Source organism: Streptomyces sp. DSM 41931 (genome assembly GCF_050271085.1).
GTDB lineage: Bacteria > Actinomycetota > Actinomycetes > Streptomycetales > Streptomycetaceae > Streptomyces > Streptomyces albogriseolus.
Window position 1 is genome coordinate 4,467,307 of sequence record NZ_CP189902.1, and the last position, 25,070, is coordinate 4,492,376.

General features: G+C 72.3%; 22 protein-coding genes. 10 read left to right on the forward strand and 12 right to left on the reverse strand.

The genetic code is table 11. The annotated features are described in order from the left end of the window. Positions 1-22: 22 nt before the first annotated feature. From ACP7TJ_RS20830 to deoC, 3 genes are read right to left on the reverse strand one after another with little or no spacing between them, the layout of a single operon-like run. Positions 23-913: an aldehyde dehydrogenase family protein gene (locus ACP7TJ_RS20830; protein WP_427764520.1), complete on the reverse strand. Its 891-nt coding sequence runs from the start codon at positions 911-913 to the stop codon at positions 23-25. After that, complete coding sequence (locus ACP7TJ_RS20835) at positions 906-2,342, reverse strand: aldehyde dehydrogenase family protein (RefSeq protein ID WP_093769417.1); 1,437 nt, start codon at positions 2,340-2,342, stop codon at positions 906-908. The genes ACP7TJ_RS20830 and ACP7TJ_RS20835 overlap by 8 nt, the downstream gene beginning before the upstream one ends. A 5-nt stretch (positions 2,343-2,347) precedes the next feature. Beyond that, positions 2,348-3,301: a deoxyribose-phosphate aldolase gene (gene deoC / locus ACP7TJ_RS20840; protein WP_093769418.1), complete on the reverse strand. Its 954-nt coding sequence runs from the start codon at positions 3,299-3,301 to the stop codon at positions 2,348-2,350. A 158-nt stretch (positions 3,302-3,459) separates the two neighbouring features. Between deoC and ACP7TJ_RS20845 the strand changes: the two genes are divergently transcribed. Then, entirely contained in the window at positions 3,460-4,200 is a 741-nt protein-coding gene (locus tag ACP7TJ_RS20845; RefSeq protein WP_193459659.1) for a PH domain-containing protein, read from the forward strand. Between the two features lie 65 nt (positions 4,201-4,265). On the opposite strand, the gene ACP7TJ_RS20850 is transcribed toward ACP7TJ_RS20845, so the two are convergent. The 3 genes from ACP7TJ_RS20850 to ACP7TJ_RS20860 form a co-directional block, all read right to left on the reverse strand. Beyond that, a complete protein-coding gene (locus tag ACP7TJ_RS20850) occupies positions 4,266-5,915 on the reverse strand; it encodes a phospho-sugar mutase (RefSeq protein ID WP_266400270.1) in 1,650 nt (549 codons plus the stop codon). Between the two features lie 509 nt (positions 5,916-6,424). After that, positions 6,425-7,249, reverse strand: coding sequence for a purine-nucleoside phosphorylase (locus tag ACP7TJ_RS20855; RefSeq protein ID WP_167740980.1), 825 nt, complete (start codon positions 7,247-7,249; stop codon positions 6,425-6,427). 81 nt (positions 7,250-7,330) lie between these two features. Further along, positions 7,331-7,768 carry a gamma-glutamylcyclotransferase gene (locus ACP7TJ_RS20860; protein WP_427764526.1) on the reverse strand — a complete coding sequence of 146 codons (438 nt, stop codon included), beginning with the start codon at positions 7,766-7,768 and terminating at the stop codon, positions 7,331-7,333. 87 nt (positions 7,769-7,855) lie between these two features. Between ACP7TJ_RS20860 and ACP7TJ_RS20865 the strand changes: the two genes are divergently transcribed. Together ACP7TJ_RS20865 and ACP7TJ_RS20870 are read left to right on the forward strand one after the other, a co-directional pair. Beyond that, on the forward strand, positions 7,856-9,304 hold the full coding sequence (locus ACP7TJ_RS20865) for an NAD(P)H-quinone dehydrogenase (RefSeq protein WP_167740979.1): 1,449 nt from the start codon (positions 7,856-7,858) through the stop codon (positions 9,302-9,304). 99 nt (positions 9,305-9,403) lie between these two features. After that, positions 9,404-10,369, forward strand: coding sequence for a DeoR/GlpR family DNA-binding transcription regulator (locus ACP7TJ_RS20870; protein ID WP_093766752.1), 966 nt, complete (start codon positions 9,404-9,406; stop codon positions 10,367-10,369). Between the two features lie 62 nt (positions 10,370-10,431). Here ACP7TJ_RS20870 and ACP7TJ_RS20875 read toward each other — a convergent pair whose 3' ends face one another. Then, positions 10,432-12,204 carry an acetyl/propionyl/methylcrotonyl-CoA carboxylase subunit alpha gene (locus tag ACP7TJ_RS20875; RefSeq protein WP_093766753.1) on the reverse strand — a complete coding sequence of 591 codons (1,773 nt, stop codon included), beginning with the start codon at positions 12,202-12,204 and terminating at the stop codon, positions 10,432-10,434. Positions 12,205-12,568: 364 nt separating this feature from the next. Here ACP7TJ_RS20875 and ACP7TJ_RS20880 point away from each other — a divergent pair, with 364 nt between their 5' ends. Continuing rightward, positions 12,569-13,027, forward strand: coding sequence for a hypothetical protein (locus ACP7TJ_RS20880; protein WP_093766754.1), 459 nt, complete (start codon positions 12,569-12,571; stop codon positions 13,025-13,027). On the opposite strand, the gene ACP7TJ_RS20885 is transcribed toward ACP7TJ_RS20880, so the two are convergent. The 4 genes from ACP7TJ_RS20885 to ACP7TJ_RS20900 form a co-directional block, all read right to left on the reverse strand. Then, positions 12,996-13,616: a Maf family protein gene (locus ACP7TJ_RS20885; protein WP_093766755.1), complete on the reverse strand. Its 621-nt coding sequence runs from the start codon at positions 13,614-13,616 to the stop codon at positions 12,996-12,998. The two genes, ACP7TJ_RS20880 and ACP7TJ_RS20885, sit on opposite strands and share 32 nt — an antisense overlap. A gap of 75 nt (positions 13,617-13,691) precedes the next feature. Further along, a complete protein-coding gene (mmpB, locus tag ACP7TJ_RS20890) occupies positions 13,692-13,820 on the reverse strand; it encodes a morphogenic membrane protein MmpB (protein WP_093766756.1) in 129 nt (42 codons plus the stop codon). Positions 13,821-13,936: 116 nt separating this feature from the next. After that, positions 13,937-14,149, reverse strand: a complete 213-nt coding sequence (locus ACP7TJ_RS20895; RefSeq protein WP_367559470.1) for an acyl-CoA carboxylase epsilon subunit — start codon at positions 14,147-14,149, stop codon at positions 13,937-13,939. Positions 14,150-14,158: 9 nt separating this feature from the next. After that, positions 14,159-15,748, reverse strand: a complete 1,590-nt coding sequence (locus tag ACP7TJ_RS20900; protein ID WP_093766758.1) for an acyl-CoA carboxylase subunit beta — start codon at positions 15,746-15,748, stop codon at positions 14,159-14,161. A 110-nt stretch (positions 15,749-15,858) separates the two neighbouring features. On the opposite strand from ACP7TJ_RS20900, the gene ACP7TJ_RS20905 reads away from it, so the two are divergent. The 5 genes from ACP7TJ_RS20905 (at position 15,859) to hutH (ending at position 22,453) form a co-directional block, all read left to right on the forward strand. Continuing rightward, entirely contained in the window at positions 15,859-16,737 is an 879-nt protein-coding gene (locus ACP7TJ_RS20905; protein WP_427764535.1) for a biotin--[acetyl-CoA-carboxylase] ligase, read from the forward strand. A gap of 221 nt (positions 16,738-16,958) precedes the next feature. Then, complete coding sequence (locus ACP7TJ_RS20910; protein ID WP_093766760.1) at positions 16,959-18,068, forward strand: adenylate/guanylate cyclase domain-containing protein; 1,110 nt, start codon at positions 16,959-16,961, stop codon at positions 18,066-18,068. 744 nt (positions 18,069-18,812) lie between these two features. Continuing rightward, entirely contained in the window at positions 18,813-19,613 is an 801-nt protein-coding gene (locus tag ACP7TJ_RS20915; protein WP_093766762.1) for an enoyl-CoA hydratase/isomerase family protein, read from the forward strand. 55 nt (positions 19,614-19,668) lie between these two features. Beyond that, positions 19,669-20,820 carry a GGDEF domain-containing protein gene (locus ACP7TJ_RS20920; RefSeq protein ID WP_167740975.1) on the forward strand — a complete coding sequence of 384 codons (1,152 nt, stop codon included), beginning with the start codon at positions 19,669-19,671 and terminating at the stop codon, positions 20,818-20,820. Between the two features lie 64 nt (positions 20,821-20,884). Beyond that, positions 20,885-22,453: a histidine ammonia-lyase gene (gene hutH, locus ACP7TJ_RS20925; protein WP_189910604.1), complete on the forward strand. Its 1,569-nt coding sequence runs from the start codon at positions 20,885-20,887 to the stop codon at positions 22,451-22,453. A gap of 57 nt (positions 22,454-22,510) precedes the next feature. Here the strand turns inward: hutH and ACP7TJ_RS20930 are convergent, their stop codons facing one another. Then, on the reverse strand, positions 22,511-22,837 hold the full coding sequence (locus ACP7TJ_RS20930) for an LAETG motif-containing sortase-dependent surface protein (protein WP_176710797.1): 327 nt from the start codon (positions 22,835-22,837) through the stop codon (positions 22,511-22,513). A gap of 688 nt (positions 22,838-23,525) precedes the next feature. On the opposite strand from ACP7TJ_RS20930, the gene ACP7TJ_RS20935 reads away from it, so the two are divergent. Then, positions 23,526-24,782 carry a L,D-transpeptidase gene (locus tag ACP7TJ_RS20935; protein ID WP_093766765.1) on the forward strand — a complete coding sequence of 419 codons (1,257 nt, stop codon included), beginning with the start codon at positions 23,526-23,528 and terminating at the stop codon, positions 24,780-24,782. Positions 24,783-25,070: the final 288 nt, after the last annotated feature.

A 25,070-nucleotide genomic window follows, 5' to 3' on the forward strand; every position in this document is an offset into this window, starting at 1 on the left:
ACCGTCAGCGCGGGGTGGCCGGTCAGTAGGCGGAGCCCGACGCGCCCAGCGAACCCGTCGGGTGCCAGACCGTCTTGGTCTCCAGGAAGGCCGTCATACGGTCCGTGCCGGGCGCTGCCGCCCAGTCGTCCACAGGCTGTGGACGGAGAACGCGCTTCAGGTTGTCCGCGGCCGCGATCTCCAGCTCCTTCGCCAGCGCCTCTTCGGCGCCCGCCAGGTCGATCGCGTTGACGTCCTGGTGCGCGGCGAGCGGGGCGGCGATCTCCGCCGTGCGGCCGGAGAGGATGTTGACCACGCCGCCGGGGAGGTCGGAGGTGGCCAGGACCTCGCCGAGGGACAGGGCGGGCAGCGGCGCCTTCTCGGACGCGATCACGACCGCCGTGTTGCCGGTCGCGATCACCGGGGCCACGACCGAGACCAGGCCCAGGAACGACGACTCCTGCGGAGCGAGCACGGCGACCACGCCGGTCGGCTCCGGCGAGGACAGGTTGAAGAACGGGCCCGCGACCGGGTTGCCGCCGCCCACCACCTGGGCGATCTTGTCGGTCCACCCGGCGTACCAGACCCAGCGGTCGATCGCCGCGTCCACCTGTTCGGCGGCCTTCGACTTCGACAGGCCCTCGGCGACCGCCACCTCGCGGACGTACTGGTCCCTGCGGCCCTCCAGCATCTCCGCGACGCGGTAGAGGATCTGGCCCCGGTTGTACGCCGTCGCGCCCGACCAGCCGCCGAACGCCTTCCGCGCGGCGACCACCGCGTCACGGGCGTCCTTGCGGGAGGAGAGGGGGGCGTTGGCCAGCCAGTTCTGCTTCGAGTCCGTCACCTCGTACACCCGGCCGCTCTCGGAACGCGGGAACTTCCCGCCGACGTACAGCTTGTAGGTCTTCAGTACGGAAAGTCGTGCGTCAGACATCGAGGTACGCCTCCAGGCCGTGGCGGCCGCCCTCGCGGCCGAAGCCCGACTCCTTGTAACCGCCGAACGGCGAGGTCGGGTCGAACTTGTTGAACGTGTTGGACCAGATCACACCCGCGCGGAGCTTGTTCGCCACCGCCAGGATCCGCGAGCCCTTCTCGGTCCAGATGCCCGCCGAGAGGCCGTACGGGGTGTTGTTGGCCTTGGCGACCGCCTCGTCCGGCGTGCGGAACGTGAGGACGGACAGGACCGGGCCGAAGATCTCGTCGCGGGCGATGGTGTGCGCCTGGGTGACGTTCGTGAACAGCGTCGGGGCGAACCAGAAGCCGTTCTCCGGGAGTTCGCAGGCCGGGGACCAGCGCTCGGCGCCCTCCGCCTCACCCTGCTCGGCCAGCGAGGTGATCCGCGCCAGCTGCTCCGCGGAGTTGATCGCGCCGATGTCGGTGTTCTTGTCCAGCGGGTCGCCGAGGCGGAGCGTGGACAGCCGGCGCTTCAGGGAGTCAAGGAGCTCGTCGTGGATCGACTCCTGGACCAGCAGACGGGAGCCCGCGCAGCAGACCTGGCCCTGGTTGAAGAAGATGCCGTTGACGATGCCCTCGACGGCCTGGTCGATCGGCGCGTCGTCGAAGACGATGTTGGCGCCCTTGCCGCCCAGTTCCAGCGTCAGCTTCTTGCGGGTGCCCGCGACCGTCCGCGCGATCTCCTTGCCGACGGCGGTCGAACCCGTGAAGGCGACCTTGTTCACGTCCGGGTGGGCGACCAGCGCGGCTCCGGCGCGGCCGTCACCGGTGACGATGTTGACGACGCCCTTCGGCAGACCCGCCTGACGGCAGATGTCCGCGAAGAAGAGCGCGGAGAGCGGGGTCGTCTCGGCGGGCTTGAGCACCACCGTGTTGCCCGTCGCGAGCGCAGGGGCGATCTTCCACGCCAGCATGAGCAGGGGGAAGTTCCACGGGATGACCTGGCCGGCCACGCCGAGGGGGCGCGGGTTCGCGCCGTAACCGGCGTGCTCCAGCTTGTCGGCCCAGCCCGCGTAGTAGAAGAAGTGCGCGGCGACCAGCGGGAGGTCCGCGTCGCGGGTCTCCCGGATCGGCTTGCCGTTGTCCAGCGTCTCCAGGACGGCCAGCTCGCGGCTGCGCTCCTGGATGACGCGGGCGATGCGGAAGAGGTACTTCGCGCGCTCGGAGCCGGGGAGCGCGGACCACTTCTCGAAGGCCTTGCGGGCCGCCCGGACCGCGCGGTCGACGTCCTCCTCGGACGCCTCGGCGACCTCGGAGAGGACCTCCTCCGTGGAGGGGGAGACGGTCTTGAAGACCTTGCCGCCGGCCGCCTCGGTGAACTCGCCGTCGATGAAGAGGCCGTAGGACGGGGCGATGTCGACGACCGAGCGGGACTCGGGCGCCGGGGCGTAGTCGAAAACAGGTGCCATGGTGATCAGTCCACCGTCACGTAGTCGGGGCCGGAGTAGCGGCCGGTGGCCAGCTTCTGACGCTGCAGCAGCAGGTCGTTCAGCAGCGAGGAGGCGCCGAAGCGGAACCAGTGGTTGTCCAGCCAGTCCTCGCCCGCGGTCTCGTTGACCAGGACCAGGAACTTGATCGCGTCCTTGCTGGTGCGGATGCCGCCGGCCGGCTTCACACCGACCTGGATCCCGGTCTGCGCGCGGAAGTCGCGCACCGCCTCCAGCATCAGGAGGGTGTTCGCCGGGGTCGCGTTCACCGCGACCTTGCCGGTCGAGGTCTTGATGAAGTCCGCCCCGGCCAGCATGCCGAGCCAGCTCGCCCGGCGGATGTTGTCGTACGTCGACAGCTCGCCCGTCTCGAAAATGACCTTCAGGCGGGCGTCCGTCCCGCAGGCCTCCTTCACGGCGGTGATCTCGTCGTACACCTTGCTGTAGTTCCCCGCGAGGAAGGCGCCGCGGTCGATGACCATGTCGATCTCGTCCGCGCCGGCGGCGACGGCCTCACGGACGTCCGCCAGCTTGACGGCGATCGGGGCGCGGCCGGCCGGGAACGCGGTGGCGACGGAGGCGACCTTGACGGTCGAGCCGGCGACGGCCTCCTTCGCCGTGGCCACCATGTCGGGGTAGACGCAGACCGCGGCCGTGGAGGGCGTCGAGCGGTCGGTCGGGTCGGGGCGGACCGCCTTCGCGCCGAGCGCCCGGACCTTGCCCGGGGTGTCCGCGCCTTCCAGCGTCGTCAGGTCGACCATCGAGATGGCGAGGTCGATGGCGTACGCCTTCGCGGTCGTCTTGATCGAGCGGGTGCCGAGGGAGGCGGCACGCGCCTCCAGGCCGACCGCGTCGACGCCGGGCAGCCCGTGGAGGAAACGGCGCAGTGTGCTGTCGGACGCGGTGACGTCGCTCAGAGCGTGGGGTGCAGTGGTGGGCATGGTCACCAGACGAGCATATCTACGCGCGTAGCGGCTGTACAGCCCCGGATCGGATCCGGGGCTGTTCCGTTCTGGGGGACGGAGGTGCGGGGGGTGCGGGGAGGGAGCAGGCCGAGCGGCCTTCGGGTCGCGGGCGGGGGTCGTGCAGAATCGGGGGCATGACGACCCCCGATCCGTCGCGCGAGCCGGAGCCCACGAAGCCCGCCGGTACCGCGACGACCCCGTACAAGGACCGCGTCTACCGCTCGCCCGCAGGCGTCGTCGGTGGCGTGCTGGTGCTCGCCCTCGTCGCCTGGCTCGGCATCGACGCGGTCGTCGTCGGCGAGGGCCGCACCCCGTGGCTCGCCCTCGCCACCATGCTCTTCCTCGCGCCGCTGGTGTTCGCCTACACCCTGCGGCCCGCCCTCTTCGTCAACGACGACCGGCTGCGCGTCCGCAACCCGCTGCGGCTGATCGTGCTGCCGTGGGGACAGGTCGCCTCGCTGCGGTCCGGGTTCTCCAACGAGGTCGTCGACGACTCCGGCACGAAATACCAGCTGTGGGCGCTGCCCGTCTCCGTACGGGCGCGCAGCAAGGCGGCGCGGCAGGAGGCGCGGGCCGCCCGCGCGGCCGACGGCGCCGGGCAGAGCGGGGCGGGGAAGGGCCGGGGGCGTGGGGGCGCCGGGGTTCCCGGGGGCGTGGTAGGCGCCGCCGATCTGGGGGCGGGTGCCGCCCTGGCCGCGGGCGGGCCTCACCGGGCCGAGACGGACCGGGCCATGGACGAGCTGCGTGAGCTGCACGAGCGGCGGCAGGGGGAGCCGGGCGCGCAGGGGGAGGTCACCGTGCGGTGGGCCTACGAGATCATCGCGCCCGCTGTGGCGGGGGCCGTGCTGCTGGCTGTGTTGTGGGGGCTGGGCTGAGGGCTGGGCCGAGGGCTCGGTCGGGTGAGCTGTGACGGGGGCGGCCCTGGGCCGCCCCCGTCTTCTCAGATGCCCGCGGCCTCGGACAGGTCCTGCTTGATGGTGGTCAGGAGGGTCGTCGCCTTGGCGCGGGCCTCGGGGAGGTCTGCCGTGCCGGCGACCGGGACCACCACCTCCAGGTAGCACTTCAGCTTCGGTTCCGTGCCGCTGGGGCGGACCACGACGCGCGCGCCGTCCAGCGTGTAGCGGAGGCCGTCCGTGGGCGGGAGCTTGTCCGTCCCCTCGGTGAGGTCCTCGGCCTTCGTGATGCGCAGGCCCGCCAGCTCCGTGGGCGGCTGCTCGCGCAGGCGGCGCATCGCGGCGGCGATCAGCCCGAGGTCCTTCACGCGGACGCTGAGCTGGTCCGTGGCGTGCAGGCCGTGCTCCACGGCGAGGTCGTCGAGCAGGTCGAGGAGCGTGCGGTGCTCCGCCTTGAGCTCGGACGCCAGTTCCGTGAGGAGGAGGGCGGCCGTGATGCCGTCCTTGTCGCGGACGCCGTCCGGGTCCACGCAGTAGCCGAGGGCCTCCTCGTAGCCGTAGCGCAGGCCGTCGACGCGGGCGATCCACTTGAAGCCGGTCAGGGTCTCCTCGTAGGGGAGGCCCGCCTTCCCGGCGATACGGCCGAGGAGGGACGACGAGACGATCGACTCCGCGAAGGTGCCGGTCACGCCGCGGCGGACCAGGTGGGCGGCGAGGAGTGCGCCGACCTCGTCGCCCCGGAGCATGCGCCAGTCGCCGCCGTCCTTCACCGCGGCGGCGCAGCGGTCGGCGTCCGGGTCGTTGGCGATGACCAGGTCGGGGTCCGTCTCGCGGGCCTTCGCGAAGGCGAGGTCCATCGCGCCGGGTTCCTCCGGGTTGGGGAACGCGACGGTCGGGAAGTCCGGGTCGGGGTCGGCCTGCTCGGTGACGAGGTCGGGGGCGGGGAAGCCCGCGCGGGCGAAGGCGGCGAGGAGGACGTCCTTGCCCACGCCGTGCATGGCGGTGTAGACGGTGCGGGCGGTGCGGGGGGAGTTCTCGGAGAGGACGGCGTCCGTACGGGTGAGGTAGGCCTCGAGGACGGTGTCGTCGAGGGTCTCCCAGCCGGTGGTGGGGCGGGGGACGGTGGTCAGGGACGCCACGGCGTCGATCTCCGCGGCGATCTCCGCGTCCGCCGGGGGGACGATCTGGGAGCCGTCGCCCAGGTACACCTTGTAGCCGTTGTCGCGGGGCGGGTTGTGGCTGGCGGTGACCTCCACGCCGGCGACCGCGCCGAGGTGCCGTATGGCGAAGGCGAGGACGGGGGTGGGGAGGGGGCGGGGGAGGACGGCGGCGCGGAGGCCGGCACCGGTCATGACGGCGGCGGTGTCCTCGGCGAAGGTCCGCGACTTGTGGCGGGCGTCGTAGCCGATGACGACGAGGCCGGCCGTGTCGTCCCCGTGGGGGGTGCCCTGCTTCTTGAGGTACGCGGCGAGGCCGGCGGCGGCGCGGATGACCACGGAGCGGTTCATGCGGAGGGGGCCGGCGCCGAGTTCGCCGCGGAGGCCGGCGGTGCCGAACTGGAGGGTGCCGGCGAAGCGGGCGGCGAGTTCGGCGTGGTTGCCGTCGTCGATGAGGCGGGCGAGTTCCTCGCGGGTGTCCGGGTCGGGGTCCTCGGCGAGCCATGCCTGGGCCTGTGCGATGAGCGCGTCGTCTTCCACGGTCGGTCGGCCTCTCTCGGTCGTCGTGTTGTCAGGTTCGCATGCGGGCGGGGCGGGTTCTGCCCGGTGGGGGTTGAGGTCGTGTGCCTGCGGCGCATCGTCCTGCCCGGTGGGGGTTGGGGTAGCGCCCGGGGTGGGGTGGTGGTGCGGGGCCGCGGTGGGGGTGGTCGTCCTCGGTCTGGCGCGAGAGTGCGTGCTGGTACGTGAACGGCGCGGACGCGCCAGCCGCTGCGGGCGCCCACCCCACCCCGTCCCCTCCCCGCCGCGGGCGCCTGCACGACCCCGGTGGCGGGCGCCGCCCCCGCCATCCGCGGGCGCGCGGCCGCAAGCTGCCGCCAACCGCGGGCATTCGTGCCGCTGGGGCGGCACGGGTGGGCGCGGCGGCACCCCGTGAGCGCCGGGCTGCGCGAACTCCCCCCGGCCCTCACCCACGCCGGGTGTCACTGAAGCCCACCCCCGCCGAAGGCACCCGCGCCCCCAGGTGCACAGCCCCGCTGTGGAGGAGGGGGTTACAAACGCCCCAGCACCTGGGTCAGCAGGGACCCCATCCGCGTCGCGGAGTCGCGGCCCGCCTGGAGGACCTCCTCGTGGTTCAACGGCTCGCCGGTCATACCGGCGGCAAGGTTGGTCACCAGGGAGATGCCGAGCACCTCCGCACCGGCCTCCCGCGCGGCGATCGCCTCGAGGACCGTCGACATGCCGACGAGATCCGCGCCGATGACGCGGGCCATACGGATCTCCGCGGGCGTCTCGTAGTGCGGGCCGGGGAACTGGGCGTAGACGCCCTCCTCGAGGGACGGGTCGATCTCCTTGCACAGCGCGCGCAGCCGCGGGGAGTACAGGTCCGTCAGGTCCACGAAGTTCGCGCCGACGATCGGCGAGGTCGCCGTCAGGTTGATGTGGTCGCTGATCAGGACCGGCTGCCCGGGGCGCATGCCCTCGCGCAGGCCGCCGCAGCCGTTGGTCAGCACGATCGTCTTCGCGCCCGCCGCGACCGCCGTGCGGACGCCGTGGGCGACGGCGGCGACCCCGCGGCCCTCGTAGTAGTGGGTGCGGCCCAGGAAGACCAGCGCCCGCTTCGCGCCCACGCGGTAGGAGCGGATCTTGCCTCCGTGGCCCTCGACCGCCGGCGGCGGGAAGCCGGGCAGCTCGGTGACCGGGTGCTCGGCCTCGGGAGTGCCGAGCGCGTCCGCGGCCGGGGCCCACCCGGAGCCCATCACGAGGGCGACGTCGTGGGTCTCGGCGCCTGTGAGTTCGCGCAGACGGGCTGCGGCGGCGTCGGCTGCGGCGTACGGGTCGCCCTGGATGTCGTCCGGAAGAAGAGAAGCGTTCACGTCGACGAGGGTAGCCGCAATTCGCCTACGCGCGTAGATGTGGAAGGTGACGGGATGGCGATCGTTGTCTTGTCGTTTCCGTCAGCAGGGGCGCTTGCGGAGCTCCATCACGTAGTCGTGGGGCGCCCCCGCGGACTCCGCCGCGTCGGCGATCTCGCCCAGGTAGCGCGCCGAGGGCAGGCCGCCCTCGTAGGAGTTCAGGACGTACGTCCAGGCATGATCCTCGCCGTCCAGGGTGTGCACGCGGACCCGGGTCCGGCGGTAGATGTCCAGGCCGGTGCCCTCCCAGCGGTCCAGGGACTCCTCGTCCATGGGCGCGATGTCGTAGAGGGAGACGAAGACCTGGGAGATCGGGTCCTCGACGAGGGTGGCGAGTGCGCCTTCCCAGCCCATGTGCTCGCCGCCGAACGTCAGCCGCCAGCCGTTCAGCCAGCCGGTGGCCCGCAGCGGCGAGTGCGGGGCGCGGCGTGACATCAGCCGGGCGTCGAGGTTGCCGGCGTAGGCGGCGTAGAGCGACATGGGGGAAGGGTACGGCAGGGGGTGCCGCGACGGTCGTGGCTCAGGGGATGCACCCCCGGGCGGTCGCACGGTGAAGTGTGCGGGACAATGGAGTACGTGACTCGGATCGTGATCATCGGTGGCGGACCCGGCGGATACGAAGCGGCGCTGGTCGCCGCGCAGCTCGGCGCGGAGGTGACCGTCGTCGACTGCGACGGCCTGGGCGGTGCGTCGGTGCTGACCGACTGCGTGCCGTCCAAGACCCTGATCGCCACGGCCGAGGTGATGACCACCTTCGACTCCTCCTACGAGGAGCTGGGGATCATCGTCGCCGACGACACCCCGCCGCTGGAGCAGGCCGCCCGGGTGGTCGGCGTCGACCTCGGCAAGGTCAACCGGCGTGTGAAGCGGCTCGCGCTGGCGCAGTCGCACGACATCACCGCCTCAGTGACGCGCGCCGGTGCGCGCGTCATGCGCGGGCGCGGGCGGCTCGAGGGGATGCAGGCGCTCGACGGGTCGCGCAAGGTCGTCGTGACCGCCGCGGACGGCTCCGAGGAGAGGCTCACCGCGGATGCCGTCCTGATCGCGACCGGTGGTCATCCCCGTGAGCTGCCGGACGCCCGGCCCGACGGTGAGCGGATCCTCAACTGGACCCAGGTGTACGACCTGGACGAGCTCCCCGAGGAGCTCATCGTGGTCGGTTCCGGTGTCACCGGCGCCGAGTTCGCCGGCGCCTACCAGGCGCTGGGCTCCCGCGTGACGCTGGTGTCCTCGCGCGACCGCGTGCTGCCGGGCGAGGACCCGGACGCCGCGGCCGTGCTGGAGGACGTCTTCCGGCGGCGCGGCATGAACGTCATGGCCCGCTCGCGCGCCCAGTCCGCCAAGCGGGTCGGGGACCGGGTCGAGGTCACCCTCGCCGACGGCCGGGTCATCACCGGTTCGCACTGTCTGATGGCCGTCGGCGCCATCCCGAACTCCGAGGGCATGGGCCTGGAGGAGGCCGGGGTGCGGCTGCGCGACTCGGGGCACATCTGGACCGACAAGGTGTCCCGCACCACCGCACCGGGCGTGTACGCCGCCGGTGACGTCACGGGCGTTTTCGCCCTGGCCTCGGTGGCCGCCATGCAGGGGCGGATCGCCATGTACCACTTCCTCGGGGACGCCGTCGCGCCGCTGAACCTGAAGACCGTCTCGTCCAACGTCTTCACCGATCCCGAGATCGCCACCGTCGGGTACTCGCAGGCCGACGTGGACAGCGGGAAGATCGACGCGCGCGTGGTGAAGCTGCCGCTGCTGCGCAACCCGCGCGCCAAGATGCAGGGCATCCGCGACGGCTTCGTCAAGATCTTCTGCCGGCCGGGCACCGGCATCGTGGTCGGCGGTGTCGTCGTGGCGCCGCGCGCCTCGGAACTCATCCACCCCATCTCGATCGCGGTCGACAACAACCTGACCGTCGAACAGATCGCGAACGCCTTCACCGTGTACCCGTCGCTGTCGGGCTCGATCGCCGAGGTGGCACGGCAGCTGCACACGCGGAAGACCGGCGGCGAGGCCTGACCCGGCCCTATACCACCTGCCGTAGGGCCGTGCGAACAACTTCTGCTATTCAGCGCAAACTGCTGAAACCAGACGGTCGTCGGCGTTACTGTCAGTTTCGTGTTCGCTGCAGAACGTCGCCAATTGATCCTCGAAATGGTGCGAGCGAACGGAGCCGTGTCGCTCCGTGAGCTCGCCCGCGTCGTCCAGACCTCCGAAGTGACCGTACGGCGGGACGTGCGCGCGCTGGAGGCAGAAGGACTCCTCGACCGCCGGCACGGCGGTGCGGTGCTGCCGGGCGGTTTCACACGCGAGTCCGGCTTCCCGCAGAAGTCGCATCTCGCCACCGCCGAGAAGACCGCCATCGCCGACCTCGCCGCGAGCTTCGTGGAGGAGGGCGAGGCCATCGTGGTCGGCGCGGGCACCACCACGCAGGAGCTGGCCCGCCGGCTGGCCCGGGTGCCCGGGCTGACGGTCGTCACCAACTCCCTGCTGGTCGCCCAGGCGCTCGCCCACGCCAACCGGGTCGAGGTCGTGATGACCGGCGGCACGCTGCGCGGCTCCAACTACGCCCTCGTCGGCAGCGGCGCCGAGCAGTCCCTGCAAGGGCTGCGGGTGTCCCGGGCCTTCCTCTCGGGCAGCGGCCTGACCGCCGAGCGCGGGCTGTCCACGTCCAACATGCTGTCGGCGTCCGTCGACCGGGCGCTGGTGCAGGCCGCCGCCGAGGTGGTGGTCCTCGCCGACCACACCAAGCTCGGCACGGACACCATGTTCCAGACGGTGCCCACGGACCTGATCACCCGGCTGGTGACCGATGAGCCGCCCGCGCACGACGACCGCGCGGCGACCGAGCTCCAGGCCCTCGCCGACCAGGGCGTGCAGATCGCCGTCGCGGGGGCGCCGGGGGGAAACGGCAGCGCGGGGGGTGACGGACCGCCGTCGGGACGGCAGCGCCGTGACGTCCCGCTGCCCGGCCCCCGACGGCAGGCCCCCGGACTGCGCACGGCCGTCGCGCTGGGCGCCGCGTCCGACCAGGGGCAGGGCGCCGAGCGGACCGCCCGGGTGGCGGACATGCGGCGGCGCTGAACGGCGGTACGACAGCGCCCGGCGTCCCCCGTGGGGGAGCGCCGGGCGCTGTGACGTGAGCGTCAGTCCTTGATCTCGCAGATCGCCGCGCCGGACGTGACCGAGGCGCCGACCTCCGCGTTCAGGCCCTTGACGGTGCCGGAGCGGTGGGCGTTGATGGGCTGCTCCATCTTCATCGCCTCCAGGACGACGACCAGGTCGCCCTCCGTGACCTCCTGGCCCTCCTCGACCGCGACCTTGACGATCGTGCCCTGCATGGGGGAGGCCAGGGTGTCACCGGAGGCCGCCGGGCCCGACTTGCGGGCGGCGCGGCGCTTCGGCTTGGCGCCGGCGGCCAGACCCGTGCGCGCCAGGCTCATGCCGAGCGACGCGGGCAGGGAGACCTCCAGGCGCTTGCCGCCGACCTCGACGACGACCGTCTCACGGCCCGCGTCCTCCTCGGCGTCCGCGTCCACGGGCGAGGCGAAGGGCTTCAGGTCGTTGACGAACTCGGTCTCGATCCAGCGGGTGTGGACCGTGAAGGGGGCGGTGGAGCCGGTCAGTTCGGGGGCGAACGCCGGGTCCTTGACGACCGCGCGGTGGAAGGGGAGCGCGGTGGCCATGCCCTCGACCTTGAACTCCTCCAGGGCGCGTGAGGCACGCTGGAGGGCCTGCTCGCGGGTGGCGCCGGTGACGATCAGCTTGGCCAGCAGGGAGTCCCACGCCGGGCCGATCACGCTGCCGGACTCCACGCCCGCGTCCAGACGCACGCCCGGGCCGGACGGCGGGGCGAAGGTGGTCACGGTGCCGGGGGCGGGCAGGAAGTTGCGGCCGGGGTCCTCGCCGTTGATGCGGAACTCGAAGGAGTGACCGCGCAGCGGCGGGTCGTCGTAGCCGAGCTCCTCGCCGTCGGCGATGCGGAACATCTCGCGCACCAGGTCGATGCCGGAGACCTCCTCGGTCACCGGGTGCTCCACCTGGAGGCGGGTGTTGACCTCGAGGAAGGAGATCGTGCCGTCGTTGCCGACGAGGAACTCCACGGTGCCCGCGCCGACGTAGCCGGCCTCCTTGAGGATCGCCTTGGAGGCGGAGTACAGCTGCTCCACCTGGGCGTCCGACAGGAACGGCGCCGGGGCCTCCTCGACCAGCTTCTGGTGGCGGCGCTGGAGGGAGCAGTCACGGGTGGAGACCACGACCACGTTGCCGTGCCTGTCGGCGAGGCACTGGGTCTCCACGTGGCGCGGCTTGTCGAGGTAACGCTCGACGAAGCACTCGCCGCGGCCGAAGGCGGCGACCGCCTCGCGGACCGCCGAGTCGTACAGCTCGGGGACCTCTTCGAGGGTGCGGGCGACCTTCAGGCCGCGCCCGCCGCCGCCGAAGGCGGCCTTGATGGCGATGGGCAGGCCGTGCTCCTCGGCGAACGCGACGACCTCGTCCGCGCCGGACACCGGGTCGGGCGTGCCCGCCACCAGCGGGGCGCCGGCGCGCTGGGCGATGTGCCGGGCGGCGACCTTGTCGCCGAGGTCGCGGATGGCCTGCGGGGGCGGGCCGATCCAGATCAGGTCCGCGTCCAGCACCGCCTGGGCGAACTCGGCGTTCTCGGAGAGAAAGCCGTAGCCCGGGTGGATGGCGTCCGCGCCCGACTCCTTCGCGGCCTTCAGCACCTTCTCGATGTCGAGGTAACTGGTGGCCGGAGTGTCACCGCCCAGGGCGAACGCCTCATCCGCGGCGCGGACATGCAGAGCGTCCCGGTCCGGGTCGGCGTAGACGGCAACGCTCGCGATTCCGGCATCCCGGCAGGCCCGGGCAACGCGGACAGCGATTTCGCCACGGTTGGCGATGAGCACCTTGCGCACGATTGAGGCTCCCTCCTTGAAACAAGCCGAGTTTAGGGACTGCCGACACGGCACTTCGACCCGTCCCCAGTGGTGAGCTTGCCCACACGGAGCGTGATGCGAGGCTCGCTCGACCCGCGAAATCCCTTGTCGCACCTCGGTACGCAGGACTCCTCCCGGAAACCCTAGCCGTCCTGTGTGGTCAAGGTCTCTGTGAGAGCGTGCTGCGGCCCACTTCGAATCTTTGTGGAGTCCCTACGAATGGCCCAATGATTCTTTGCCCGCCGCCTGCCCCTTGTACCGAGGTTTACCCGTTAGTAGCCTTCGCGTCGTCCCGAACATACTCGGGGTAACCACAGTCGTGCTCGAAAGTGGGTGGGGGCCGGTGGTCCGCAGACCGGTGGCGTGGATCGTCGCGCTGGTGCTGTTCGCCGAGGCGCTGGGCGTGCTGGCGGTGAACTGGTTCCTGGGGGTCGTCGTCGACCGGCAGGACATGTCGCTGGCCGGTCTCGACCCGGACATGATGTCGGTGTCGTCGAAGGCCGGCGGAGTGGTCTTCGGGCTCTACTTCGGCCTGTGCGGCCTGGTGGCCCTGCTGGTCGCCCTGCGTGACCGGGCCCCGGCCGGGTCCGGCCGGGTGCTGCTGATCAGCGCCGCGGTGGTGCACGCGCTGCTCGGCGCCTTCGCATGGGGCCTGGTCGGCTGGACGGCGTTCCTCTTCATGGTCGTCGTCCTCGCGCTCATCGTGCTGCTCCTGATGACGTACGACGGGCGTCCGGAGGAGCCCGGGCCCGTCGACGCCGGGACGCCCGTCAGCCCTCCCGCGGCGCCCACAGCTCCGTGATGCCGACGCCCAGCTCGGCCAGCAGGCGCCGTACGAGCGGCAGGCTGATGCCGATCACGTTGCCGTGGTCGCCGTCGATGCCGTCGATGAACGGCGCCGAGCGGCCGTCCAGGGTGAACGCCCCCGCCACGTGCAGCGGTTCCCCGGAGGCCACGTAGGCCGCGATCTCCTCGTCGGAGGGTTCGCCGAAACGGACCACCGTGGAGGCGGTGGCGGAGGTGTAGCGGCCGCTGAGGGTGTCGTAGACGCAGTGTCCCGTCTGCAGCGTCCCCGCGCGGCCCCGCATCGCCTTCCAGCGCGCGGTGGCCTCCTCGGCGTCGGCGGGCTTGCCGAGGGCCTGGCCGTCCAGCTCCAGCACCGAGTCGCAGCCGATCACCAGCGCGCCCTTCACCTCGGGCTTCGCGGCGACCACGGACGCCTTGGCCTCGGCCAGCGCGAGCGCCAGTTCGGCAGGGGTGGGGGCGGAGACAGCGTCCTCGTCGACCCCGCTGACGATCACCTCGGGCGCCAGCCCGGCCTGACGGAGCAGCCCGAGCCGGGCGGGGGACTGGGAGGCGAGCACGAGGCGGCGGCGCGGCTGATCTGTCATGCGGTCAGCGTATCGGCGTCGCCCGGATGCCTCATCCCGCGTCCCGGACGCCTCACGTCGGATGGGCGGCGCGTCTCACCTCACGCCGATCACGAGCATCACCAGCACCATGGCCAGCGCCATGAGAATCCCCAGCCGCCGCAGCATCTCCTGCGTGTCGCGCAGTTCCTTCGGCGGCTTGTTCTCGGGGTCGGACCACAGCATTCCTCCAGCGTGCGGCGGAGCCGGCGGAGGGCGCCTGAGTACGCGTACTCAACTTGGCGGGAGACCCCCCGGGCGGGCCGCACGCACCGCGTGCGGCCCGCCCGGGGTCACCGGGGTCAGGCGCCCGGCCAGTACGTCCGCGACCACGACGCCGGGCCCGGCTGGGGCACCCGGCGCGCGGTGATGCGGGACGGGTCGGACCAGGCGTCGGGGACCGTGGGCGCGCCGGACGGCAGGGCGGCCGCCGCCGCGGCGCGCGCCCTGACCACCGCCAGTGCGGCGGCCAGCTCCTCCGGGGTCGGGTTGCCCCGTACGACCTTGATCGTCACAGCGGCTCCTTACAGGGGGATGTTGCCGTGCTTCTTCGGGGGCAGGCTCTCGCGCTTGGTCCGCAGCTGGCGCAGGCCGCGCACGATGTGGCGGCGGGTGTCGGACGGCATGATCACCGCGTCGACGTACCCCCGCTCGGCCGCGACGTAGGGGTTGAGGAGGGCGTCCTCGTACTCCTGCATCAGCCGGGCGCGGGCCGCCTCCGGGTCGTCCGACTCGGCGATGGTCCGGCGGTGCAGGATGTTGACGGCGCCCTGGGCGCCCATCACCGCGATCTGGGCCGTCGGCCAGGCGAGGTTCAGGTCGGCGCCCAGGTGCTTGGAGCCCATGACGTCGTACGCGCCGCCGAACGCCTTGCGGGTGATCACCGTGATGAGGGGGACGGTGGCCTCCGCGTAGGCGTAGATGAGCTTCGCGCCGCGGCGGATGATGCCGTCGTGCTCCTGGTCCACGCCGGGCAGGAAGCCGGGGACGTCGACGAAGGTCAGCACCGGGATGTTGAAGGCGTCGCAGGTCCGCACGAAGCGGGCCGCCTTTTCCGACGCGGTGATGTCCAGGCAGCCGGCGAACTGCATCGGCTGGTTCGCCACGATGCCGACGGGGCGGCCCTCGACGCGGCCGTACCCGGTGAGGATGTTCGGCGCGAACAGGGGCTGCGTCTCGAAGAACTCCGCGTCGTCGAGAACGTGCTCGATGACCGTGTGCATGTCGTACGGCTGGTTCGCCGAGTCCGGGACGATCGTGTCGAGTTCGCGGTCCTCGTCGGTGACCGTGAGGTCCGCCTCCTCGGGGAAGGCCGGGGGCTCCGAGAGGTTGTTGGAGGGGAGGTAGGAGAGGAGCTGCTTGACGTACTCGATCGCGTCCTTCTCGTCGCCCGCCATGTGGTGCGCCACGCCGGACGTGGAGTTGTGGGTGCGCGCGCCGCCCAGTTCCTCGAAGCCGACGTCCTCGCCGGTGACCGTCTTGATGACGTCCGGGCCGGTGATGAACATATGGCTGGTCTGGTCGACCATGATCGTGAAGTCGGTGATCGCGGGGGAGTAGACCGCGCCGCCCGCGCACGGGCCCACGACCAGGCTGATCTGCGGGATCACGCCGGAGGCGTGGGTGTTGCGGCGGAAGATCTCCCCGTACGCGCCGAGGGACGCCACGCCCTCCTGGATACGGGCGCCGCCGGAGTCGTTGATGCCGATGACCGGGCAGCCGGTCTTCAGCGCGAAGTCCATGACCTTCACGATCTTCTGGCCGTAGACCTCGCCGAGGGCGCCGCCGAAGACGGTGAAGTCCTGCGAGAAGACGGCGACGGGGCGGCCGTCGACCGTGCCGTAGCCGGTGACGACGCCGTCGCCGTACGGGCGGTTGGCGTCGAGGCCGAAGTTGGTGGAGCGGTGCCGGGCGAACTCGTCCAGCTCGACGAAGGAGCCCTCGTCGAGCAGGAGGTCGATCCGCTCACGGGCCGTCAGCTTGCCCTTGGCGTGCTGCTTTTCGACGGCGCGTGCGGAGCCGGCGTGCGTCGCCTCTTCGATACGACGCTGGAGATCCGCGAGCTTGCCCGCGGTGGTGTGGATGTCAGGCTGCTGCTCTTCCGGCTCGGACATCGGGATGCGGCTCCCTGCCTGCTCAAAAGGGGGGACGGTTACTCATCCGTAGCGTAGTGGGGGGCTGTGTGTTCGGCAGTGCGGTGTTTCCCACACCTAGTGTGGGTTGCATGACACCCCGAGATGACTCCGAATCCTCCGGGCCCCGGCGCAGTCGGTGGTCCGACCTCGAACGGCCTCCGCTGAACGCCGCCGCGGTGCGGCGGGCCCTAATGCGGGAGGGGGGCTTGTGGAGGGAGGTGGACGTGGTGCAGCGGACCGGGTCCACGAACTCCGATCTCGTGGCGCGGGCGGCGGAGGGCAGGCTCCGGGAGGGGGTCGTTCTCGTCGCCGAGGAGCAGACCGCCGCTCGGGGGCGGCTGGACCGGCAGTGGGTCGCGCCGGCCCGTTCCGGGTTGTTCTTCTCCGTGCTGCTGCGGCCGGGGGACGGTGTGCCGATGGAGCGGTGGGGGTGGCTGCCCCTGCTGACGGGGGTCGCCGTCGCCACGGGGCTGGCGCGGGCCGGGGGCGTGGACACGGCGTTGAAGTGGCCCAACGATGTGCTGGTGACGGTGGGGGGAGAGGAGCGGAAGGCCGGGGGGATCCTCGCGGAGGCCGCGGGGGACGGGGGTGTGGTGGTGGGGGTCGGCGTCAATGTCAGCCTGCGGGCCGATGAGCTGCCGGTGCCCACGGCGGGGTCGCTGGCGTTGGCAGGGGCCGTGAGCACGGACCGGGATCCGTTGCTGCGGGCGGTGCTGCGGGGGCTGGAGGACTGGTACGGGCGGTGGCGGGCCGCGGGGGGTGACGCGGGGGCGTGCGGATTGCAGGAGGCGTACGCGGCGGGGTGCGCGACGCTGGGGCGGGTCGTGCGGGCGGAGCTGCCGGGGGACCGGGCGCTGGTGGGGGAGGCGGTCGCGGTGGACGGTGACGGACGGCTGATCCTGGCGACGGAGGCAGGGGTGCAGGAGCCGGTGGGGGCGGGAGACATCGTGCATCTGCGGGCGGGGTGAGCTGAGGCTCGGGGCGCGCGCACGCATCGAGGTGCGCCCCCTCCCGTCCGTACAACCCTGGCTGAAAAGAGCCCCCCGCGCCGCACCCCGGGCGCGTACGTAAGGGCGCGCGCCCCGGGCCTCACCCACGGCCCAACCTGACGGAGTGAGCTACCGCACACCTGCCGTAGAGTTGAGCCCGGTCGAGACATGGCCGTGACAGATCGGAAGGGCAGCAACGCGTGAGCGTCGACGACTCGGGTTCCGGTGCGGACGCGCAGGGCGACGGCGAGGATCCGCTTGCTCTGCGCCTCGAGCAGCTCATTCTGGGCGCCGAGCGCCGTTACACGCCGTTCCAGGCGGCCCGCAGCGCCGGCGTCACGATGGAGCTCGCCACCCGCTTCTGGCGCGCCATGGGCTTCGCCGACGTGGGGCAGGCGAAGGCCTTGACGGAGGCGGACGTCCTCGCCCTGCGCCGCCTCGCCGGTCTGGTGGAGGCCGGCCTGCTGAGCGAGGCGATGGCCGTGCAGGTGGCCCGGTCCACCGGTCAGACCACCGCGCGTTTGGCCGAATGGCAGATCGACTCCTTCCTGGAAGGGCTCACGGAGCCGCCCGAGCCCGGCATGACCCGCACCGAGGTCACGTATCCGATCGTCGAGCTGCTCCTGCCCGAGCTGGAGGAGTTCCTGGTCTACGTCTGGCGGCGGCAGCTCGCCGCCTCGGCCGGGCGTGTGGTGCAGGAGGCCGACGACGAGGAGATGGTGGACCGGCGGCTCGCCGTCGCCTTCGCCGATCTCGTCGGCTTCACCCGCCTCACCCGGCGGATGGAGGAGGAGGAGCTCGGCGAGCTGGTCGAGGCTTTCGAGACGACGGCCGCCGACTTGGTCGCGGCGCGCGGCGGGCGTCTCATCAAGACCCTCGGTGACGAGGTTCTGTACGCCGCCGACGACGCCGGGACCGCCGCCGAGATCGCCCTGCGGCTGATAGAGACCATGGCGAACGACGAGACCATGCCGGAACTGCGCGTCGGCATGGCCTTCGGCACCGTCACCACCCGGATGGGCGATGTCTTCGGCACCACCGTCAATCTCGCCTCCCGGCTGACCTCCATAGCCCCCCGCGACGCGGTGCTCGTGGACGCCGACTTCGCCCAGGAGCTGATCCGCACCGGTGACGCGCCGGCCAGTGAGGCCGCCGCCGCCGAGGCGGCGGCCGCGGCGGAGAAGGAGGGCGAGGAGCCGCCCTCGTACCGGTTCGCGCTCCAGCCGATGTGGCAGCGGCCCGTCCGTGGTCTCGGCGTGGTCGAGCCCTGGCTGCTCAAGCGCAGGACTCCCCCGGAGGCCTCCGACTGATCGCCGCCGGGGCTTTCAGCCGCCCAGGCAGAGGTGCAGCAGGGGGAGGCAGAGGCCCCGGCCCTTGTCCTCGTCGTCGGGTGGTGGGGGCGGGGCGGGGGGTGGGGACGCCGACGGGGGTGGTGTCGGCTGGTGCTCCGGTGGGGGCTCAGCCGTCTGTGACGTCTGGGGCGGTGAGGGCGGTGGCGCCGCCGTGCGCGCGCTCCGTGGTGCGGATGTCGTCCGTGGTGGTGCCGACGGGTCTGCGGGCCGGGTGAGCGGCGCCCGCGCCTTTCCGCCCTGCGCCCTCGGTGAGGTCGGGCTCGGGTGAGGGGTCGGCGGGGGTGTCGTGCCCGTGGGTACATCAGCTCGCTTGCCCGGCGTGGTGGGGGCGCCGCTCTCCTCCGGGGCGGGGAGCGTGGCCGCCCTCGTGTCCCTCGGCGGGGCGTCAGGCGTCGCCAGGTGGACGAGTGTCGCCGCGCCCGCCGTCAGGGTCAGGGCGCCCGCCGCCAGGAGGGCGCGGCGGTGGCGGGGTCTTCGGTGGCGTCCTCGGGGGACGGTGCGCGTCTCGTCCGGTGTCATCGTCTGTCTCCCCCCTGCGTGCGCCCCCGGCGCGCCGCGGTGTGCGCACGCTACGCGCCGGGAGCGGTGCGGTTCAGGCGAGTCGGTCGTATGTCACTCGAACGGGTGGACCCTTTTCCTCGGCGGACCCCGGCTGCCATGATCGGGGCGAGCCAAGTTAACCCGCGTTAACCGGAGGGTGTCATGAGTGAGGAACGGTTCGGGGAGTTCGTGCTGGTGCGGCGGCACGAGCGGGGGCATGTCGCGGAGCTCGTCCTCGACCGGCCGAAGGCCATGAACGCGGTGTCGACCGAGATGGCCCGCTCGATCGCCGCCGCCTGCGCGGCGCTGGGCGAGGACCGGGACGTACGGGCGGTGGTGCTGACCTCGTCGCACGAGCGGGCGTTCTGCGTGGGGGCCGATCTGAAGGAGCGGAACTCGTTCACGGACGCGGATCTGGTGCGGCAGCGGCCGGTGGCGCGGGCCGCCTACACCGGGGTGCTGCAGTTGCCGGTGCCCGCCGTCGCCGCTGTGCACGGGTTCGCTCTGGGCGGTGGGTGCGAGCTCGCCCTGTCGTGCGACGTGATCGTGGCCGACCGTACGGCCGTGATGGGGCTGCCCGAGGTGTCCGTCGGGGTCATCCCGGGCGGCGGCGGTACGCAGTTGCTGCCCCGGCGGGTGGGGTCGGCGCGGGCGGCCGAGCTGATCTTCACCGCGCGGCGGGTGGAGGCCGCGGAGGCGCGGGAGATCGGCCTCGTGGACGTGCTGGTGGACGAGGGGCGGGACCGGGAGGACGCGCTGGCGATGGCCGCACGGATCGCCGGGAACTCGCCCGTGGGGCTGCGGGCCGCCAAGCGGGCGCTGCGGCTGGGGCACGGGCTCGATCTGCCGGCCGGTCTCGAGGTCGAGGACGCGGCCTGGCGGTCGGTGGCGTTCTCCGGGGACCGGGCGGAAGGCGTGGCCGCCTTCAACGAGAAGCGGCGGCCGGACTGGCCGGGGGAGTGACGCTCGCTTCACCCTCGATGTCTCGGTAAGCGGAAAATATCCCTAATCTGGGGGAATGGGTGAGGAGAGCCGGCTGGCGGCCGTCGTGGCGCTGGCTCAGGGCATGGCCGCCGCGCACAGTACGCGGGAGGCGTGGCGGGCCGCCGCCGGCGGCGCCCGCCGGGCCCTGGGCGGGAGTTTCGCCGCGCTGTCGGTGTGGGAGCGGGAGCTCGGACGGCTGAGGGTGCTGGTGAACGTCGGGGAGCTGGCCGAGGGGGAGGAGGAGTTCCCCGAGGACGAGTCCTACCCGGTGCACCAGTTCGCCGAGATCACCGAGTTCCTGCACGAGCAGTGGGCCGGCGGCGGCGAGCCCGACGCCTGGGTGGAGACCGCGCAGGGCCCCGAGGAGGGGCGCGCCGGGTACTGCCACCAGCGGGTCGCGGCGCTGCGGCGGCGCGGGCGCGGCTGCTGCGTGGTCGCGCCGATCGTGCTGCACGGGCGGGCCTGGGGCGAGCTGTACGTGGCCCGGCCGGTCGGCGAGCCCGTGTTCGGGCGGGCGGACGCCGACTTCGCGACCGTGCTGGCGGCCGTGGTGGCCGCGGGGATCGCGCAGACCGAGCGGCTGGAGGAGGCGCGTCGGCTGGCCTTCACGGATTCCCTGACGGGTCTCGCCAACCGGCGGGCCGTGGACGCCCGGCTGGACGAGGCGGTCGAGCTCCACCGGCGGGACGGGGCCGTGGTCAGCCTGGTGGTGTGCGACGTCAACGGGCTGAAGCGGGTCAACGACACCCTCGGGCACTCCGTGGGGGACCGGCTCCTGGAGCGGTTCGGGAGCGTGCTGTCGCTGTGCGGGGCGATGCTGCCGGGCGCGCTGGTGGCGCGGCTCGGCGGGGACGAGTTCTGTCTGCTGGTGGTGGGACCGCCCGCCGACGAGGTGGTCAAGGCGGCCGACGAGGTGTGCCGGCGGGCCGTGGAGCTGGGCATCGGCGACGGTGTCGCGTGCGGGGTGGCGTCCACGGAGGACCCGATCGGGCCGGTGTGCTCGGCGCGGCGGCTGTTCCGGCTGGCCGACGCGGCGCAGTACCGGGCCAAGGCCGAGCGGGCCGCGCACCCCGTGGTGGCCGGGCGGGACGGGCCGGACGACCCCGTGGTGCGGCTCGCGGACGAACCCTCGCGGGAGGCCGACGGGGAGCGGCGCCGGTTCCGCGGGCGGCACGCGCCCGGGTAAGGGGCGCGGGCCCGCTCCGGTGGTGACAGTGAGGCATTCACTGCGTAGGCTCCTGAATATGGATATGCACACAGTGGTGGTGGGGACGTCGGGCGTGACCGCGTCCGACGTGCTGGCCGTGGCGCGCGACGGCGCCCGCGTCGAACTGTCCGAGGAGGCGGTCGCCGCCCTCGCGGCCTCCCGCGAGATCGTGGACGCCCTGGCCGCCAAGCCGGACCCGGTCTACGGGGTGAGCACCGGCTTCGGCGCCCTGGCGACCCGGCACATCAGCCCGGACCTGCGCGGCCGGCTCCAGCGCAACATCGTCCGCTCGCACGCCGCCGGCATGGGGCCGCGGGTGGAGCGGGAGGTCGTCCGCGCGCTGATGTTCCTGCGGCTCAAGACCCTCTGCTCCGGGCACACCGGCGTCCGGCCCGAGGTCGCGCGGACCATGGCCGACGTGCTGAACGCGGGGATCACCCCGGTGGTGCACGAGTACGGCTCCCTGGGCTGCTCCGGCGACCTCGCCCCGCTCTCGCACTGCGCGCTCGCGCTGATGGGCGAGGGCGAGGCCGAAGGGCCCGACGGCGCGGTGCGGCCGGCCGGCGAGCTGCTCGCCGCCCACGGCATCCGCCCGGTCGAACTGCGCGAGAAGGAAGGGCTCGCCCTGCTCAACGGCACCGACGGCATGCTCGGCATGCTGGTCATGGCCCTCGCCGACCTGGACCTCCTCTACCGGTCCGCCGACGTCACCGCCGCGCTGAGCCTGGAGGCGCTGCTCGGCACCGACAAGGTGCTCGCCCCCGAGCTGCACGCCGTCCGCCCGCACCCCGGTCAGGCCGCCAGCGCCGCCAACATGCTCGCCGTGCTGGAGGGTTCGGGCCTGACAGGGCATCACCAGGACGACGCGCCCCGGGTCCAGGACGCCTACTCGGTGCGCTGCGCCCCGCAGGTCGCCGGCGCCGGACGGGACACCCTCGCGCACGCCCGGCTGGTCGCCGAGCGCGAACTCGCCGCTGCCGTCGACAATCCCGTCGTGCTGCCTGGGGGTACCTCCCAGGCTTTCGGCTCTGGGGGAGGGAGGGTGGAGTCGAACGGCAACTTCCACGGGGCGCCGGTCGCCTATGTGCTGGACTTCCTCGCCATCGCCGTCGCCGACCTCGCCTCCATCACGGAGCGCCGTACCGACCGGCTGCTGGACAAGAACCGCAGCCACGGGCTGCCGCCGTTCCTCGCCGACGACCCCGGCGTCGACTCCGGGCTGATGATCGCCCAGTACACCCAGGCCGCCCTGGTCGGCGAGCTGAAGCGGCTCGCCGTACCGGCGTCGGCGGACTCCATCCCGTCGTCCGCGATGCAGGAGGACCACGTCTCCATGGGCTGGTCGGCGGCGCGCAAGCTGCGCACCGCCGTCGACGGCCTGACCAGGGTCGTCGCCGTGGAGCTGTACGCCGCCGCGCGGGCCGTGGAGCTGCGCGAGGGGCTCACCCCCGCCCCGGCCACGCGGGCGGTGCTGAAGGCGCTGCGGGAGGCCGGCGTGGGCGGTCCCGGTCCTGACCGGTACCTGGCGCCCGACCTCGCCGCCGCGGAGACCTTCGTACGGGACGGGCGGCTGGTCGAGGCCGTGGAGCGGGTCACCGGGCCGCTGCGGTGAAACGGCCGGGGCCCCGCGGACGACTCCGCGGGGCCCCGGTACGCCGTGGGAAGCCGCTCAGAACTCCAGGCGCTCCCGGCGGACCGAATAGACGACGAAGCCCGCGCCGAGGGCCAGGCACGCCGTGCCGCCGACGATGTACGGGGTGCTGTCGAAGCTGCCGGTGTCCGCGAGGCGGACCTCCTGGCCGGTGCTCTCCAGACTGGCCGACGTCGCGCTCGACACGCCTCTCGCCTGCTCGGTGACCTGCGGGGACGGGCTCGCGGACGGCGCGGTCCGCGCCGGAGCGTCCGAGGTCGCGTTCGCGGACGGGACGAACCACAGGGCGCACAGCAGGGTGCCCGCGGCGGTGGCGGTCAGCAACGGACGGAGCGCGGATGACACGGAATATCGATCCCCTTGTGGCGCTGGCGAATTGGCCGTGTGGGCTGATGGTAGTGAACCGCGCGGGTCACAGGAAAGTCACGGGAGCCCCTCTCCGCGCGCTCCGGGCGTGAGCACTTCGGGGTCGTGCTGATTTGTACGGCTTCGCCCTGGGGGAGGGGTGCGGGCGCCGAACGGGCCTGGGCGCAAAGGGTTGTGACCGAGGACACAGTAAGAATTCCCGAGCTCTCTTACGTACCCGTTCGCACTGGTCGGCGGGGGTGGCGGGGAGGGAGACGCGGCGGATGCCGCGGCACGGCGGACGGTCGGATCACGACTGGTACTCGCCTGACGGGGGAACCGGCGACGAGGATGGCGACGAGTTCGACGAGGACTGCGACGACGAGTCCGACGACGAAGAGTCCCACCGACGACGACGCGTCCCCCGACGACGGCTCCCGCGCCGGCTGAGGCGATGTGAGGAAATGTTGCCTCCGGGAGGCAACCGACGCCCCCGGCCGGTACGTCTCAATCGGCGCACTGACCGGCGTTCCTCCGCTCCGCGACCGCGGACGTGGTGAGTTCCACATGCGTGGGACTGGGGAACCGGATCACCCGGTCGTAGCGTTGAAGACTGTGGACGAGGCGCCTCGGCTCCCGCCAGGGGCCTCGTGGGGTTGGGATTCTGGCAACGATGGAGAAGCGTGTGATGACGGACGGTAAGCGGCGGCGCAGGGGTCTGGCGGCCGCGTCCGCTCTGCTCGGCGGAGTGCTGGTGCTCTCGGCGTGTTCCGGCGGCGGTGACGACGACGCCGCGGGGTCCGACGGGAAGGACACCTCGCAGGCACAGGTCGACGAGGCGGCGGCCAAGAAGTCCTCCGAGGCGCAGATCAAGATCACGCCCAAGGACGGCTCGACCAACGCCTCCATCAACAACTCGGCCACCGTGACCGTCGACAAGGGCACGCTCACCGAGGTCACGATGACCACCGCCGACGGCACCGCCGTCGAGGGCCAGATATCGGCCGACAAGAAGAGCTGGAAGCCCAGCGGGCAGCTCGAGCGCGCCACCACCTACAAGCTGTCGGCCTCCGCGAAGGACTCCGAGGGCCTCGTCGCCCACGAGAACGCGTCCTTCACGACGGTCTCCCCGTCCAACAGCTTCATCGGCAACTTCACCCCGGACGACGGCACCACGGTCGGCGTGGGCATGCCCGTGTCGATCAACTTCGACAAGGCCATCACCAACAAGGCCGCCGTGCAGAAGGGCATCACCGTGTCCTCCACCAGCGGCCAGGAGGTGGCCTGCCACTGGTTCAACGCCAACCGCATGGACTGCCGCCCCGAGCAGTACTGGCAGGAGGGCTCCACCGTCACCCTGAAGCTGGCGCTGGACGGGGTCGAGGGCGCCGAGGGCGTCTACGGCGTCCAGCAGAAGACGGTCACCTTCAAGATCGGCCGTAACCAGGTCTCCTACGTCGACGCCGAGACCAAGCAGATGAAGGTCACGCAGAACGGCAAGACCGTCAAGACCATCCCGATCTCCGCCGGCGCGCCCGAGAACAAGACGTACGAGGGCCAGATGGTGATCTCCGAGAAGTTCAAGGAGACCCGGATGAACGGCGCCACGGTCGGCTTCACCGACGACGACGGCAAGGGCGAGTACGACATCAAGGACGTGCCCCACGCCATGCGTCTGAGCACCTCGGGCACCTTCATCCACGGCAACTACTGGGGCGCGAAGTCCATCTTCGGCAGCGTCAACACCAGCCACGGCTGCGTGGGCCTCGCCGACGCCAAGGGCGCGAACGACCCGAGCACGCCGGGCGCCTGGTTCTACAACAACTCGATCGTCGGTGACGTGGTCGTCGTGCAGAACACCGGCGACAAGACCATCGCCCCGGACAACGGCCTCAACGGCTGGAACATGAGCTGGGAGCAGTGGAAGGCGGGCTCCGCGGTCTGACGCCCCCTCCGCAGCGACACCCCCACCCACACGGCCGGTGCCCTCGTCCCCTCCCTCGGGAGCGGTGACGGGGGCATCGGCCGTTTCCGTCCCTCCCGCCCCAACCGCGCGATTCTGTAACGGAGTTCCTGCGGGCACATCACAGTCACCCGGCGACTTCCCGACCACTCCCGAATCCCCTTGAGCCGCTTGATCACCTGTCGGCATACTCCGAGCACCGGGGGGTGCGCGCAGGCGTACGAGACCACCCCCGGCCGGGTGATGCTTCTGCCGCCCGGCGACTTCGCT